Origin of the sequence: Peribacillus glennii, assembly GCF_003429105.1 — a bacterium.
Lineage (GTDB): Bacteria > Bacillota > Bacilli > Bacillales > DSM-1321 > Peribacillus > Peribacillus glennii.
Genome location: NZ_QVTD01000014.1, coordinates 1 through 14925, shown reverse-complemented (window position 1 = coordinate 14925; position 14925 = coordinate 1). Strand labels below are relative to the sequence as shown.

The following is a 14925-nucleotide window of genomic DNA, read 5'->3' as shown; positions in this document are numbered from 1 at the left end:
CTCTCCGAAGAAATGTTTGAATAGCTCATTTTTGCTTTTAATGTCTATGCTGACTAAAAAACGTTGGCGCTTTGTTTTGTTCAGTTTTCAAAGAGCAATTTCTTTGTCGTTCTCTCAGAAGCGACTTTATTAATATAACATCTTTCCTGGATGAAGTCAACGATTTTTTTTACTAATTTCATTATATAATCGATGACTGTCGTTTTTAGCGACAAGAAATATAATATCACTCTTTCTCGATATGGTCAATTATATTTTAAGTTTTATTTTGGGATAATAAATAAAAATTGCCGATAGGCGAGCCTCTGATAAGATGAAATCAATTGGGCGAGTTCGGGCACACAGGAGCGGGACACACAAACGAACACATAAGGACGTGGCATACCTAAGTCTGCGTTCTTCTTTATACCTCAACTTGCCCGCATTGATTTTATTGAGATGGTGAAACTCTCTTTGGGTATCATTTATTTCCTATAGACTGTCTTGATTACACACAGCACCAATGAAGAACAATTGAGTCGCTCAAATTAAATTTATTTGAGTAATCTCGTTTCTGCCTAGTTATATGTTAATAAAATAAAAACCCGAGCCGACTGCCCGAGTTCTACATTTTCTGTTTCTATATTATTAAACCACCCAATAATCAATGGCCGCCAGCGCTGCCACACCCGGTATGCCCAGAAAGCCAGAAACGGAGGCTGTTACCAGGTTGATCGGAACATGTATGCCGAATTGATTTCCTAACGCATTCAAGAAAAACAAAAACACGGCACCAATCACGATTTTAATCAACCCCTGCCCCAACAGCCGGATTGGTTTTACTGGCGCTCCTACTAGAAGCAAACATAAAATTAGGCCCGCGATAATCGCAAAAATGATAAACGGCTCCAACATCACACCTCCCACCAACAGCTTGTACTCCCAATTTATGATAGGAGAACCAAATTAAGAACCTGGCGAGAGGCAGCCCATTATCTTTTTACCCTTACCTGCCTTGTTTTCGCTTCTTTAAATAAATAGAAATACTTTATTTCTGCCAACTTGGTCTGAATGATGGCATCATCTGAAGGATCAAGGCTTTTCTCCAGCAATGATTTCTGGCTAAGCCAGTTCTCTTTTTGCCACTCGAGCTGATGCATGAGTTTTTGATCATACTCGTTTCGAAGCCATCCTTTTCGACGAAAGAACATGTAGAGTCCTCCCCGACTGCTTGTTAAATTTCCCGTCTGCCTTCAAGGGCCTTTGATAATGTCACTTCATCTGCATATTCAAGGTCGCCGCCGACAGGCAACCCATGGGCAATTCTAGTAATCTTGATTCCTGACGGTTTTAATAGACGCGAAATATACATAGCCGTGGCTTCCCCCTCAATGTTCGGGTTAGTTGCCAAAATGACTTCCTGTACAGTTTCATCCTGCAGGCGTTTCAGGAGCCCTGGGATATTGATATCCTCCGGGCCGATTCCGTCCATTGGAGAAATGCTCCCGTGAAGGACATGATATAACCCATTGAATTCCCGCATTTTTTCCATGGCAATAACATCTTTTGGATCTTGCACGACACAAATCACGCTGCGGTCCCGCCGCCCATCCTCGCATATATAACATGGATCCTGGTCAGTTATATGGCCGCACACAGAACAATACGTAAGGTTCCGCTTTGCATTGACAAGTGCCTTTGCAAAATCAAGCACCGCATCTTCTTTCATGCTTAACACAAAAAAAGCAAGCCGGGCAGCCGTTTTAGGGCCGATACCCGGCAATTTCATAAAGCTGTCAATAAGCTTGGAAATTGGTTCAGGATAATGCATACGATTCCCCCCGAGATTTAAAACATTCCAGGAAGGTTTAATCCTTTTGTGAATTGCCCCATTGTTTGATTAGTCAGTTCATCCGCTTTTTTCAATGCGTCATTAGTGGCCGCTAATACTAAGTCTTGAAGCATTTCGATATCATCAGGATCGACAACCTCTGGTTTGATATTCACTTCCGCGATTTCTTTATGGCCGGTAACGATCACTGTTACCATACCGCCGCCTGCTGTGCCTTCGATTTTCTTATCACCTAGCTGTTCCTGGGCCTCTGCCATTTTCTTTTGCATTTTCTGCATTTGTTTCATCATATTTTGCATATTTCCCATGCCGCCACGCATTCCCATGTTTTTACCTCCAATTATTCTTTGATTTCAAGCAAATCGTCGCCAACAAGTTTTCTGGCTTCCTCTATAAAAGGGTCTGATTCCTGCTTAACATCAGCATCAGGTGAATCAATATGCTGGACAGCAAGGAATTCTTCCCTTATTTGCTGCCATTGGCTTTCCGGAACTCCTGCCATATCAAGACGTCTGCCAGTAATCTGCTGCATGATGGCAGCCATTGCCTCGACAAAACGGGAATTATCCATAGCCATCTGGCAATGTATATCATACTTGAATTTTAACACAAAAGCAGATGAAGAAGCAGCTACAGGTTCAGCCCCATTTAATAAAGCAGCCAATGATTTAAGATTTTGCTGGCCAAGCTGTTCGAGTACTTCTCCCCATCGTCCTTTTACTGTATTAAGATCCTGCTTGGTCGCCTGCCTCAGAACCTGGGTGATCTTCCCAACTGGTGCTTTATACGCCTTACCCGAGACGCGTTGGGCTTTTGGCCTGGCAACTGCTTTTTCTTCTGATGTTACAGCCACGCCTTTTTCCCTAATCTCGTTGAGCTGCTGTTCCAGATCGGATATGCGTTGCTTCAACTCTTCAACCTGGCCGGATGGGGCATCCGTGGTCCGTTCCTGGTGGCAGAGCTTGACTAAAGCCACTTCTAGAAAGATTCTCGGGGTATTGGTCCACTTCATTTCCTGCTGGGTTTTATTAAAATTATCAATGAGCCCATAGATATGATCTGCAGGAATCACTTCTGCCAATTCCTTGAACCCTGGGTCAGCCAATACCCGTTCAAATGAATCGGAAAGGCTGGGGGCTGTCTTGTACAGAAGCATATCCCTGAAGTACAAGATCATATCCTCAATAAACCGGGAAGGATCTTTTCCCATGGACAGCAATTCCTCTAATATTTGTAACGAGTGTGAGACATCTTTTTCATATATCGCTTTTGCCAGGCGTCCCAAAAATGCATGGGATACCGATCCGGTAACTGTGAGGGCATCCTCTACCGTAACTTCCTCCCCGCCAAACGATATGGCCTGGTCAAGCAAGCTCAAGGCGTCACGCATACCGCCCTCGGCCGCTCTCGCAATGATATGCATTGCCTGGTCATTGCAAGCAATGCCTGTTTCCGACGCAATTTGGGACATACGGCCAACAATATCCTGTGGCTGGATCCGTTTGAAATCAAAGCGCTGGCAACGCGAGATGATTGTGAGTGGAATCTTGTGAGGCTCTGTCGTTGCCAAAATAAAAATGACATGCTTTGGAGGCTCCTCCAGTGTCTTTAATAATGCATTGAACGCTCCCTGTGAAAGCATGTGCACTTCATCCACGATATATACTTTGAATTTCACAGCATTCGGTGCGTATTTTACCTTATCGCGGATATCGCGGATTTCCTCCACACCATTATTCGATGCTGCGTCAATTTCGATGACGTCAGGAATTGAGTTATCCGAGATTCCCCTGCAGGCCGCACACTCGTTGCACGGCTCGTTGACAGGAGCTTTTTCACAGTTTACAGCCTTTGACAGAATCTTTGCTGCACTCGTTTTTCCAGTACCACGCGGGCCAGAAAATAAGTAGGCGTGGGAAACCTTCTGCTGCATAAGCGCATTTTGCAGGGTCTTAGTTACATGTTCCTGGCCGACAACATCCAGAAACTGCTGTGGCCTCCATACCCGATATAGTGCTTGATATCCCACGGCAAAGCCCTCCTTAATCTCTATTCCCTACTTGCTATTATAACGTAAAAAAATTCCCAATTTCAAAATCTAATCTAAAAGAATGTGACAATAGTAGTCCCCATGGTTTCAAAACATAAATAAAAAACCCACCCTGACGGATGAGTTGTCCTACTATGTAATAACTGCCGTGCACCTTCTGTCGATTAGCACCCATAAGCGTTACTCAAGCAGTTAGCTCAGTCCAGGCAACCCTGCGGCACATGGGAGCTTCCACTTAATGCTGCTTCCTTCCGGACCTGACATGGTTCATGGAGTCCCATTGCGCAGGACCCGGACGTCAACGCCACTTACTTAAGGCAGGCCCTACAGTATGCTAACCTCGAGAAGGGATTCAACCTCGCTAGAGCGGATTGCGAGTACAGGGCACCGCTACCTCCCCGTCTAGCACGGCAAATTTGCTACCAAATTTATATAGCGCCATATCCGACGCTTAGTTAAGTATACTAAGGATTAGCGAAAATTGCAATCCTTATTCACTGTCAATTCCTTCATGCTTATCCAACCCGGCTGTTTTCCGTTTTATTCTTTCCGCTTTTTTGCGTTCCCGCAACACCCTGAAAAAATCAGTAAGGATAGCGCCGCATTCTTCCCCAAGAACTCCGCTTGTAACCTCGCTTTGATGATTGAAACGCTCGTCCTGCAGCAAGTTCATGAATGTACCCGCACATCCTGCCTTTGGGTCGTGAGCGCCAAAAACAACTCTTTTAATCCGGGATTGAAGTATGGCCCCTGCACACATCGGGCATGGTTCGAGTGTCACATACAGGGTGGCATCCTCAAGTCTCCAGGTCCCCAATTTACTACAGGCATCTTTAATCGCAAGAAGCTCTGCGTGGCAAATGGCATTTTGTTCTGTCTCCCTCAAATTATGGCCTCTCGAAACGATCTCCCCATTCGCCTCTATGACGGCCCCAATCGGAACCTCGTCCAAATCCCTTGCTTTTTTTGCCTCTTCGAGCGCCATTTCCATAAAAAAAGAATCAATGTCCATATTGGAATCTCCTTCTTAGGATACATCTAATCATGAATATTATAGGAATATATATATTACTGCAACATTAAACATGGATGGCCACTGCTCTTCTTTTTCCTTGCAGAATGGTGTGAAAATAATTTCTATTTTTTACTCATAAGAATGTCGCACCTAAACACCTGGGTGTGTGATACAATATCCTTTGGACTAAAAACGGCCATGAATGGATGAATTCTGTTTATGATTGGGATGCCGTTTTTGAAGGAGGAAGAAATCCATGAACATCACACCATTTATCACCATTGAAGGTCCGATTGGTGTGGGAAAAACATCGTTAGCAAAAGCAATCTCCGAACATTTCGAATTTGCATTATTGAAGGAAATTGTAGATGAAAACCCATTTCTTGATAAATTTTATGAAAACATAGAAGAATGGAGCTTTCAAACCGAAATGTTTTTCCTCTGCAACCGCTACAAGCAGTTAGAAGATATCGAAACGCACATTCTTTCAAACCAAAAAGCTGTCGTGGCAGATTACCATATATTCAAGAATTTAATTTTTGCAAAGCGGACCTTAAAAGACCGCCAGTATGATAAATACCTTGAAATATTCAATATATTGACGAACGATATGCCGAAGCCCAACATGGTGGTATACCTAAATGCCAGTCTGGAGACATTGCTTCGCAGGATTGGCAAAAGGGGCAGGGAATTCGAAAAGAATATAAGCCCTTTATATCTGGAGCAATTATCGATCGATTATGCAACATTCATGCAGACATTTGAGGAACAGCACCCTAATATCCCCGTTCTGCGCTTCAACGGGGATACGCTGGACTTTGTTGAAAACAAACAGGACTTAAGCATAATCCTATCCCACATAGAGAAGGAACTGCAAAAAGGAGTTTTTACGAATGAACCTACGAAAAAAATATGACATCTCGGACAACGCCGTCATCACGATCGCAGGAACAGTAGGAGTCGGTAAGTCGACCATGACAAACGCGTTAGCGAATGCATTGAATTTCCGTACCTCCTTCGAGAAAGTCGATGCGAATCCTTATCTTGATAAATTTTACGATGATTTTGACCGCTGGAGCTTCCACCTACAGATTTATTTCCTGGCAGAACGGTTTAAAGAACAGAAACGCATATTCGAATACGGCGGCGGTTTTATCCAGGATCGTTCCATTTATGAGGATACAGGAATTTTCGCGAAGATGCATTATGAAAAAGGGACAATGAATCATGTGGATTACGAGACCTATACGAGCCTTTTTGAAGCGATGGTCATGACACCTTACTTCCCTCATCCTGATCTCCTGATTTATCTGGAAGGATCCATTGAGGACATACTGGATCGTATCAAAGAGCGCGGCCGCCCTATGGAACAGCAGACGCCGGTGGAATATTGGAAAGAAATGCACCAGCGTTATGAAGACTGGATCAACCACTTTAATGCATGTCCGGTGTTACGCTTAAATATCAATGACTACGACCTTTTTCAAAATGAAGAATCAATCGAACCCATCATTGAACGCATCGCGTCATTTATGGAACAGAGCCAAAAACTACGCAAAATATAAAGGAAACCCGCCCATTGGCGAGCCTTGACGGGTGTTACGCTTACACTCCCTGGAACTTTGCTCCTTTTCGCCATTTAAAAAAATCACCTTTCGGGGTGATTTTTTTATTAGGATATTATAACAGAAATAAAAAAATCCGTTACACATGGTAACGGATTTTTGATCTCATACGATCTCTTTTATATGCGCGTGGTTAATCAATAAGTATGGAGGAGGTAGAGGGATTCGAACCCCCGCGGGCTTTTACACCCCTGTCGGTTTTCAAGACCGATCCCTTCAGCCGGACTTGGGTATACCTCCGCGTCACATTTAATAGTATAACTCGCGGGAATTCTATTGTCAACATTTCATATTGCTTTTCTAATAAAAATTTAAAAGGGAAAAGCTAAGGCGCTCTTCCCCTAAAATTATATTATAGCTTAATGACTTCAGCCCCACGCATATAAGGTCTCAGCACCTCTGGAATTATGACGCTTCCGTCAGGCTGTTGGAAATTTTCCAGAATCGCGGCGACCGTACGCCCAATTGCCAACCCAGAGCCATTCAGCGTATGGACATGCTCCGGCTTAGATCCTGTATCGCGGCGGAAACGGATGTTTGCACGTCTTGCCTGGAATGCTTCAAAGTTACTGCATGAAGAAATTTCACGATATGTCCCGTAGCTTGGGATCCACACCTCGATATCATATTTTTTTGCAGCTGTAAATCCGAGATCGCCTGTACACATGCTTAAAACACGATAAGGAAGCCCTAATATCTGAAGTACCTTTTCGGCATGGCCCGTCAAGTTCTCAAGCTCCTTGTAAGAGTCTTCAGGTTTGACAAATTTGACAAGCTCCACCTTATTGAATTGGTGCAATCGGATAAGGCCACGTGTATCCCTTCCGGCAGATCCTGCTTCAGATCGGAAAGAAGCGCTGTATGCCGCGTAACTGATTGGCAGCTGGTCCCCGTTCAAGATTTCATCACGGTGATAGTTTGTTACCGGAACCTCCGCAGTGGGTACAAGGAAATAATCTTCACTTTCGATACGGAAAGCGTCTTCTTCAAATTTGGGAAGCTGGCCTGTGCCTGTCATGCTTGCGCGATTTACAATAAAAGGCGGCAGCATTTCTTCATATCCGTGCTCTTCGACGTGCAAATCGAGCATGAATGAGATTAATGCACGCTCCAAGCGGGCCCCTAACCCTTTATAAAACACAAACCGGCTGCCTGTCACCTTTCCGCCCCGTTCAAAATCAAGGATGCCAAGCGCGTCTGCTACGTCCCAATGGGGTTTTGGTTCAAAGTCGAATTGCGGTACTTCCCCCCATTTGCGAATTTCGACATTATCATCTTCAGTCTCCCCGACCGGTACGCTTTCATGCGGGATATTCGGAATGGATAACAGTAAGTTTTCCAATGTCACTTCCACTTCACGAAGTTCATCATCTAGCAATTTGATCTTATCACCCACTTCACGCATTTCCGTAATTAAATGGTCAGCGTCCCTCTTCTCCCTCTTTAGAACCGCTACCTGTTGGGATACTTCATTACGGCGGCTTTTGAGCTGCTCGGTTTCCGTAATCAACGAACGGCGTTTCACATCCAGATCTTCAAACTTGCCTAAGTCGGTCAAATCTTCCCCGCGATATTGCAGGACGCGTTTTACTTCCTCAAAATTATTGCGTAAATATTTTAAATCCAGCATGCAAGATTCCTCCTGTTTTATAACCAGTTTCAAAGTACAGAACGCAAAAAAATCCCGTCCCCTAAAAAGGGACGAGAGTTACCCGCGTTGCCACCCTAGTTGAAAGCATAAATAGCCAACCACTTATATAGATAACGGCTTATGCCGAAAGTAATTACTGACCCGAGGGGTGTTCCATACTTTACTCCAGGATGGATTCACAAGCTGCCAACACCGGTTTTCACCCGCCACCGGCTCTCTGATAGAAAGCAAAACCTGTTACTGTTTCCTGTCATGGTTTTATAAATATGAAATTGTTTTCCATAATGTACTATAGTTTTTTACGATATGCAACAATTTTATGCAGTTTTTGCTTGAATGGACTGTTCCACCATTTCGATAAAGTACTTTGTCAGCCGATGGTCATCCGTCAATTCAGGATGGAACGAACATCCTAAGAATTGGCCCTCGCGTGCAGCGACAATCCTGCCATTGTATTCAGCTAAAACCTCAACATTTTCTCCAGCCTCCATGATGTGGGGAGCCCGGATAAATACAGCGGTAAACGGATCAGCCAACCCTTTAACCGTTAAATCGGCTTCAAAGCTGTCTACCTGGCGGCCAAAGGAATTCCGCTCAACAAGAACATCCAATACACCCAAATGAGCTTGTTCATAACCTTCGATACGCTTAGCCAAAAGGATCAGGCCGGCACATGTGCCGAACATAGGCTTTCCTTGGCTCGCAAAATCCCTTAATGGTTCCATGAAACCATATTTATCAATCAACCTGCGCATTGTCGTACTTTCTCCGCCAGGGATAATCAAGCCATCAATATCTTTAAGCTGGCCAGCTTTCTTTACTACAACAGCAGAGGCGCCTGATGCTTCTACAGAGCGCACATGCTCCCTTACAGCACCCTGCAGCCCTAAAACACCGATAGTAACCATGAGGACCTCCTTTAAAATGTATATTTTTGTCTAGCTACAGTGCCTAGCCCCTCGGACTTACACAGGACCTGCTCACGTCGGCGTTTCCACAGGCCATGGCAGATTTTAGCCGACGTATATGCCGCTATAGCGGCTGAGCAAGGCACTTATGTTTTTCACTTTACCAGCCTCGTTCCTGCATTCTCTGTCCAGGAGCGATATCGGAAATTTCCAAGCCTTTCATTGCCGTCCCGAGCCCTTTAGAAATTGAGGCAATTAGTTCATAGTCCTGATAATGCGTTGTTGCTTCAACGATCGCTTTCGCAAATTTTCCTGGATTATCAGATTTAAAAATACCGGAACCAACAAATACTCCATCTGCCCCAAGTTCCATCATCAAAGCCGCATCAGAAGGGGTAGCTACACCGCCAGCCGCAAAGTTCACCACAGGCAAACCGCCGTTTTCCTTGATTTGAAGCAGTACTTCATATGGAGCACCCAATAATTTAGCTTCCGTCATGATCTCATCTTCATTCATGGAAACCAATTTGCGGACCTGGGCATTTACCATACGCATATGGCGCACAGCTTCCACGATATTCCCTGTTCCAGGTTCGCCTTTCGTTCTAAGCATGGCCGCACCTTCACCGATTCGGCGCGCCGCTTCACCCAAATCGCGGCAGCCACAGACAAACGGCACCGTGTATATCTTCTTGTTTAAGTGGTATTCTTCATCAGCCGGTGTCAAAACTTCACTTTCATCAATATAATCGACACCAAGAGATTCAAGGACACGTGCTTCAACTATATGGCCGATTCGCACTTTTGCCATAACCGGGATTGAAACAGCTTCCATAACCTCCTGAACGATTGAGATATCAGCCATTCTTGCTACTCCGCCTGCTGCGCGGATATCGGAAGGAACACGTTCTAGTGCCATAACGGCAACCGCGCCTGCTTCCTCAGCTATTTTAGCTTGCTCCGCATTTACAACGTCCATAATGACGCCGCCTTTTTGCATTTCAGCCATTCCGCGTTTAACTCTGTCTGTACCAGTGATCATTCTTCTACCCCCTAGATAAGTTGACTGCTAATTTATTCCAACTATAAACATAGGATTTACAAGCCTATTATATGAATTATCTCTAAAAAAAAACTCCTGTCAAGGCAGGAGCCTAAAAATTTTGACGATTATTGGGTTTTTATTGCGTATTAGAACCAGCCCTTAATCGTAGAAGCGGCACCGTTCCAAACATCCCCAAAGAAACCGCCGACCGCTCTCATGGAAAGAACAAACCAGTTCGCTTTCTCTACCTTTTCTGCAGCGACTAAATCAACGGTAATGGAATTATTCCCCTCGCGTGTAATAAAGCCATATTCCTGGCCTTTCTTTGGTTTTACGGTCACATATCCGATTTTTTCTCCCTTTTTAACTGGAGCAAGAAGTTCGCCATCTTTATTCAGCTTTTCTTTGTTTAGTACCACCTGTGGCTGGTAATTCCCTTTTTCATCCCGTTTGGTAACCAGCTCGATAGCCTCTTTGGTTTCGATTTCAACCTTGTCTTCCTTTCCCTTAACGACAGGAAGAGTTTTCTTATCTTTCGGCTTATAACCCGCAGAAAGGACCTTTTCTTTATCAAAAGTAGCGAACGCATAATCCATCAGTTTCTTTGTATCGCCAAACCGTTCATCCTTCGATGTCGATTTCATGACAATCGTGATATAACGCTGTCCATCTTTCTCTACCGTACCCGTATGGGCATAGCCGGCAAAGTCGGTTGAACCCGTTTTTAATCCGTCTACTCCAGGATATCCATGAATCAATCCGGGAAGCATCCAGTTAAAGTTAGCGTATTCTTTTCCGTCACGGAATTTAAGCTTCGGAATTTTGGCGGTTTCAAGCACTTCGGGATAATCAGTAAGAATGCGAAAAGCCAATAATCCCATGTCATGTGCAGTCATCACATTTTCCTCGTTCGCTGAACCAGCCGGGTGGTTGCCTAATAAGTCTTTGTTATTAAGCCCGCTAGAATTTACAAATTTAAAATTCTTCAATCCCAATTCTTTTGCTTTCTTCGTCATCAACATCACGTAGTTCTTTTCGCTGCCCCCAAGCAACTCAGCCAATGCCACTGTAGCTGCATTTCCGGAGTGGACAGCCATTGCTTCATATAATTCTTTAACCGTGTAGTCTTCGCCTTCAGTCAGCCCGACGTTCGAGAGGTTCGGCGCTTTTGAAAGCCTATGTACATAGTTATTGATTTTCACTGTCTGGTCCCAGGTTATCTTTCCTTCATCAATTGCTTCCAAAACCATATATTCAGTCATCATTTTCGACATCGATGCAATTCCAAGCACCTTATCCGCATTTTTTTCATACAGGATTTTTCCGGATTTAGCATCAAGAATCATCGCTGCTTCCGCCTTCAAACCGAGCGTATCTTCTTCCGCCTTCACATTGCCGGGATTATAGGCAAATAGGGAAGCGACCAATACAAAAAACATCGTAAAAATCAGTGTATACCTGCTGACTCGTTTCACTTTCAAATACCTCCAACTTTCATGCTTCTATATTTGTCGAAGAATCCATCTTCGTTATTTGTCCTTTATTTTAACAACGGCGAAAAAACCAAACATCTATGATTATCGTAAATCCACTGTCCTAAGAACACCTTGTCTAGTTTATCACAACCATGATAAAAAAAATAGACAGAGAAAAGTCCCTCTCTGCCCATTTTCTTTATTAAAATTATTTCCAAAAAAGGAAATATACAGGAATTACATCGAGTAGTTCGGAGATTCTTTGGTAATCTGGACATCATGCGGATGGCTTTCTCTCAATCCCGCACCTGTCATCCTCACAAATTGTGTGCCTTCCCTTAAATCATGCAGGTCTTTTGCGCCGCAATACCCCATGCCGGAACGAAGTCCCCCGACTAATTGATAGATGGTATCTGCCAAAGGACCCTTATAAGGAAGACGCCCTTCGATGCCTTCAGGGACAAACTTCTTGTTTTCCTCCTGGAAATAACGATCCTTTGATCCTTTTTCCATGGCTGCAACAGAACCCATGCCGCGGTACACTTTAAAGCGTCGGCCCTGGAATATTTCTGTTTCTCCCGGGCTTTCAGAGACCCCGGCAAGCATGCTTCCCAACATGACGGCATGTCCCCCGGCTGCCAACGCCTTTACAATATCACCGGAATATTTGATGCCTCCATCGGCGATGATTGTTTTCCCATGCTTGCGCGCTTCCGTTGCGCAATCGTATACGGCGGTAATTTGAGGTACCCCTACACCGGCAACAACGCGAGTGGTACAGATTGAGCCAGGGCCGATTCCTACCTTTACAACATCCGCACCTGCTTCAATTAAGTCCTTGGTTGCTTCGGCCGTTGCTACATTGCCTGCAATAATCGTAATCTCCGGATATGCTTCACGAATCTGTTTTACAGTTTCAAGCACTCCTTTTGAATGTCCATGTGCCGTATCTACTACGATTGCATCCACATTTGCTTTTACCAGCATCTCAACGCGTTTCATGGTATCCTTTGTAACCCCTACTGCAGCTCCGGCAAGCAGCCTTCCTTGCTTATCCTTTGCCGAATTTGGGAACTCAATGACCTTTTCAATATCTTTAATGGTAATTAACCCTTTTAAAACACCGTTCTCATCTACAAGGGGAAGTTTTTCAATTTTATATTGCTGAAGAATGCTTTCCGCTTGCTCCAAATTCGTACCAACAGGAGCAGTCACAAGATTTTCCTTTGTCATTACATCGGAAATGCTCATGGAGAAATCTTGGATAAAGCGCAAATCGCGGTTGGTGATGATTCCAACTAATTTTTGTTCTTCTTGATTATTCACGATTGGCACTCCGGAAATGCGGTATTTTCCCATCAAATGTTCAGCGTCAAAAACCTGATGTTCGGGAGTTAGGAAAAAAGGATCGGTAATAACGCCGCTTTCAGAACGTTTTACTTTATCCACCATGTCAGCCTGTTGTTCGATAGACATGTTTTTGTGGATGATGCCAAGTCCCCCCTGGCGAGCCATGGCAATCGCCATTTCAGCTTCTGTAACTGTGTCCATTCCGGCACTTATTACGGGTATATTCAGCTTCAAGTTCTCAGCCAAGGTGACCTTCAAGCTTGCATCTTTCGGAAGCACCTCGGACTTGCCAGGTACTAATAGTACATCATCAAAAGTCAATCCTTCTTTTGCAAATTTATTCTCCCACATCTTTTTCCCCTCCTGCTAAAAATATTATTAGTAGGTTATCAATTGGACAAAATACTGTCAAGGTAGATGAGAAATGTTTGATTTTTCTATTAATTTGGGGGTCTCACCTTGGATATAAAAAATGATATTTGGGATTCTTACATTTATTTTTTTTCCGCTTCCTCTACGCAGTCTTTTTTAAAAAAATGCTACGAAGGAGAAAACGTTACAAATAGCGAAATTAAAAGCTATGAGAACTGCTATCCTTTTATGTATTACATAGAACATGCCAAGACCTATTACCAGCAGGCAGCATCTGCACCTTTATCGATCCAGCCTATATTATGTTTCTATGGGTTTATACAGTTACTGAAAGCCTGCCTTTTGACAATCGACCCTAATTATCCGGAATCAACCTCCGTACTCGCCCACGGTGCTACGACCCGTAAACGAAAGAAACAGCAATATGAATTTATCCAAGATGAAGTCAAGGTTCAAAAAAATGGATTGTTCTCCTGCATGGCAGAGAGAATGTTTGGCCTGAAGCATCTTGAAGGAGAAAAATACTCCATGAGGGAACTCATGAACGAACTTCCTGAGCTTGAAAAATGCTTTCAACACGTCCATTCCATATATAATTTTAGGACACTGACTCCTCTAGAAAAAGGGTATGCCCTTCCAATGGAAGCACTGAATGCTTTTTATATGACAAGCAGCCGGTTTAGGGACTTTCTAAGCACAAGGATTCAAACAGAATTGACGGTAGAAGAGCATACCGCTGAAATACATCTCGACCCGGGCAGGGAGTGGTCACTTAATTCTGACTCTCCGGTCCGGTATAACCTTGTTGAAAAAAATTTTGTAATATCAACGAAAAAGGATTCCCCCTGCTATCATTTTCCAGAGCTGATGATTCATTATCTGCTGCTTTATAATCTAAGCATGATTGCCCGTTACGAAACAGAATGGTGGACGGAACTCCTAAAAACAATGCCAAATGATGATTATCCTTTTATCGCGCAATTTCTAAACATCACAATGGTAAAAGGGCCCTATCTCGTTTACGAATGGCTCTCGAGGGAAAGGTTCCTCTAGGGCGATTATCAGATGATCAAAGGGAAGTTGTCATGCTTGGCTACCGAAAGGACTATAAATCTGCCGAAGGAGAATAAAGAAAAAGAGGTTCGAAGCATTGCCGGGGAAATTTTATGGCCTAGGAATTTGCCCCAAGCTCATGCAATTCGGAAGGTTATGAATTATAGCAGATGCAATAGAGTTTAAAACTCGGATCACAAATTTTGGGCAGAATTGTTATGGTCCTGAACCCCTATCATTTCAATGATTAAAGTACATTAGTAATATTTAAATCTACTACCTCTGTTCCTATTATTAAATTGCTTGCCATCAGAGCTATGCATCGAGAAATGATTTTCGAAACTGCAAAAAGACCAGCCTGAACCGGCTGGTCTTCCGTTTGCTTGGCGACGTCCTACTCTCACAGGGGGAGAACCCCCAACTACCATCGGCGCTGAAGAGCTTAACTTCCGTGTTCGGAATGGGAACGGGTGTGGCCTCTTCGCCATCATCACCAAACATATAAAGGAACGTTGTTCCTTCAAAACTGGATAACAGGTAAGGATTTTGC

The 14925-nt window shown here is 43.8% G+C and carries 14 protein-coding genes, 1 tRNA gene, 1 rRNA gene, 1 other RNA gene and 1 other annotated feature; of the genes, 3 read left to right on the top strand and 14 right to left on the bottom strand.

What is annotated here, in order from left to right:
• Nucleotides 1-627 precede the first annotated feature (627 nt).
• From D0466_RS17945 to tadA, 7 genes are all read right to left on the bottom strand, one after another.
• Entirely contained in the window at nucleotides 628-894 is a 267-nt protein-coding gene (locus D0466_RS17945; RefSeq protein WP_407675647.1) for a pro-sigmaK processing inhibitor BofA family protein, read from the bottom strand.
• Between the two features lie 77 nt (nucleotides 895-971).
• Complete coding sequence (locus D0466_RS17940) at nucleotides 972-1190, bottom strand: YaaL family protein (protein WP_117323923.1); 219 nt, start codon at nucleotides 1188-1190, stop codon at nucleotides 972-974.
• A 23-nt stretch (nucleotides 1191-1213) separates the two neighbouring features.
• Nucleotides 1214-1810 carry a recombination mediator RecR gene (gene recR, locus D0466_RS17935; protein WP_117323922.1) on the bottom strand — a complete coding sequence of 199 codons (597 nt, stop codon included), beginning with the start codon at nucleotides 1808-1810 and terminating at the stop codon, nucleotides 1214-1216.
• 17 nt (nucleotides 1811-1827) lie between these two features.
• Nucleotides 1828-2151, bottom strand: coding sequence for a YbaB/EbfC family nucleoid-associated protein (locus D0466_RS17930; RefSeq protein WP_117323925.1), 324 nt, complete (start codon nucleotides 2149-2151; stop codon nucleotides 1828-1830).
• Between the two features lie 20 nt (nucleotides 2152-2171).
• Nucleotides 2172-3860, bottom strand: a complete 1689-nt coding sequence (dnaX, locus tag D0466_RS17925; protein WP_117323921.1) for a DNA polymerase III subunit gamma/tau — start codon at nucleotides 3858-3860, stop codon at nucleotides 2172-2174.
• A 167-nt stretch (nucleotides 3861-4027) separates the two neighbouring features.
• Nucleotides 4028-4292, bottom strand: an RNA gene (ffs, locus tag D0466_RS17920) — signal recognition particle sRNA large type.
• A 79-nt stretch (nucleotides 4293-4371) separates the two neighbouring features.
• Nucleotides 4372-4893 (bottom strand): tRNA adenosine(34) deaminase TadA, encoded by a 522-nt coding sequence (gene tadA, locus D0466_RS17915; RefSeq protein ID WP_117323920.1) that lies wholly within the window; start codon nucleotides 4891-4893, stop codon nucleotides 4372-4374.
• Between the two features lie 259 nt (nucleotides 4894-5152).
• Between tadA and D0466_RS17910 the strand changes: the two genes are divergently transcribed.
• Entirely contained in the window at nucleotides 5153-5812 is a 660-nt protein-coding gene (locus D0466_RS17910; protein ID WP_117323919.1) for a deoxynucleoside kinase, read from the top strand.
• Nucleotides 5790-6461, top strand: coding sequence for a deoxynucleoside kinase (locus D0466_RS17905; protein WP_117323918.1), 672 nt, complete (start codon nucleotides 5790-5792; stop codon nucleotides 6459-6461). The genes D0466_RS17910 and D0466_RS17905 overlap by 23 nt, the downstream gene beginning before the upstream one ends.
• A gap of 207 nt (nucleotides 6462-6668) precedes the next feature.
• Here D0466_RS17905 and D0466_RS17900 read toward each other — a convergent pair.
• The 6 genes from D0466_RS17900 to guaB all read right to left on the bottom strand — a co-directional run bounded on the left by D0466_RS17900 (nucleotide 6669) and on the right by guaB (nucleotide 13301).
• Nucleotides 6669-6761, bottom strand: a tRNA-Ser gene (locus D0466_RS17900).
• A 112-nt stretch (nucleotides 6762-6873) separates the two neighbouring features.
• The gene (serS, locus tag D0466_RS17895; RefSeq protein WP_117323917.1) at nucleotides 6874-8151 is read right to left on the bottom strand and encodes a serine--tRNA ligase; all 1278 of its coding nucleotides are present in this window, start codon (nucleotides 8149-8151) and stop codon (nucleotides 6874-6876) included.
• 64 nt (nucleotides 8152-8215) lie between these two features.
• Nucleotides 8216-8435 (bottom strand) — a binding site (T-box leader).
• A 54-nt stretch (nucleotides 8436-8489) separates the two neighbouring features.
• On the bottom strand, nucleotides 8490-9080 hold the full coding sequence (gene pdxT, locus D0466_RS17890) for a pyridoxal 5'-phosphate synthase glutaminase subunit PdxT (protein WP_117323916.1): 591 nt from the start codon (nucleotides 9078-9080) through the stop codon (nucleotides 8490-8492).
• Between the two features lie 160 nt (nucleotides 9081-9240).
• Nucleotides 9241-10122, bottom strand: a complete 882-nt coding sequence (gene pdxS / locus D0466_RS17885) for a pyridoxal 5'-phosphate synthase lyase subunit PdxS (RefSeq protein WP_117323915.1) — start codon at nucleotides 10120-10122, stop codon at nucleotides 9241-9243.
• Between the two features lie 149 nt (nucleotides 10123-10271).
• Nucleotides 10272-11600: a serine hydrolase gene (locus D0466_RS17880; RefSeq protein WP_117323914.1), complete on the bottom strand. Its 1329-nt coding sequence runs from the start codon at nucleotides 11598-11600 to the stop codon at nucleotides 10272-10274.
• Nucleotides 11601-11837: 237 nt separating this feature from the next.
• A complete protein-coding gene (gene guaB, locus D0466_RS17875; RefSeq protein ID WP_117323913.1) occupies nucleotides 11838-13301 on the bottom strand; it encodes an IMP dehydrogenase in 1464 nt (487 codons plus the stop codon).
• 108 nt (nucleotides 13302-13409) lie between these two features.
• Between guaB and D0466_RS17870 the strand changes: the two genes are divergently transcribed.
• Nucleotides 13410-14375 carry a YaaC family protein gene (locus tag D0466_RS17870; RefSeq protein ID WP_117323912.1) on the top strand — a complete coding sequence of 322 codons (966 nt, stop codon included), beginning with the start codon at nucleotides 13410-13412 and terminating at the stop codon, nucleotides 14373-14375.
• Between the two features lie 381 nt (nucleotides 14376-14756).
• Here D0466_RS17870 and rrf read toward each other — a convergent pair.
• Nucleotides 14757-14873: ribosomal RNA gene (gene rrf / locus D0466_RS17865) — 5S ribosomal RNA — on the bottom strand.
• Nucleotides 14874-14925: the final 52 nt, after the last annotated feature.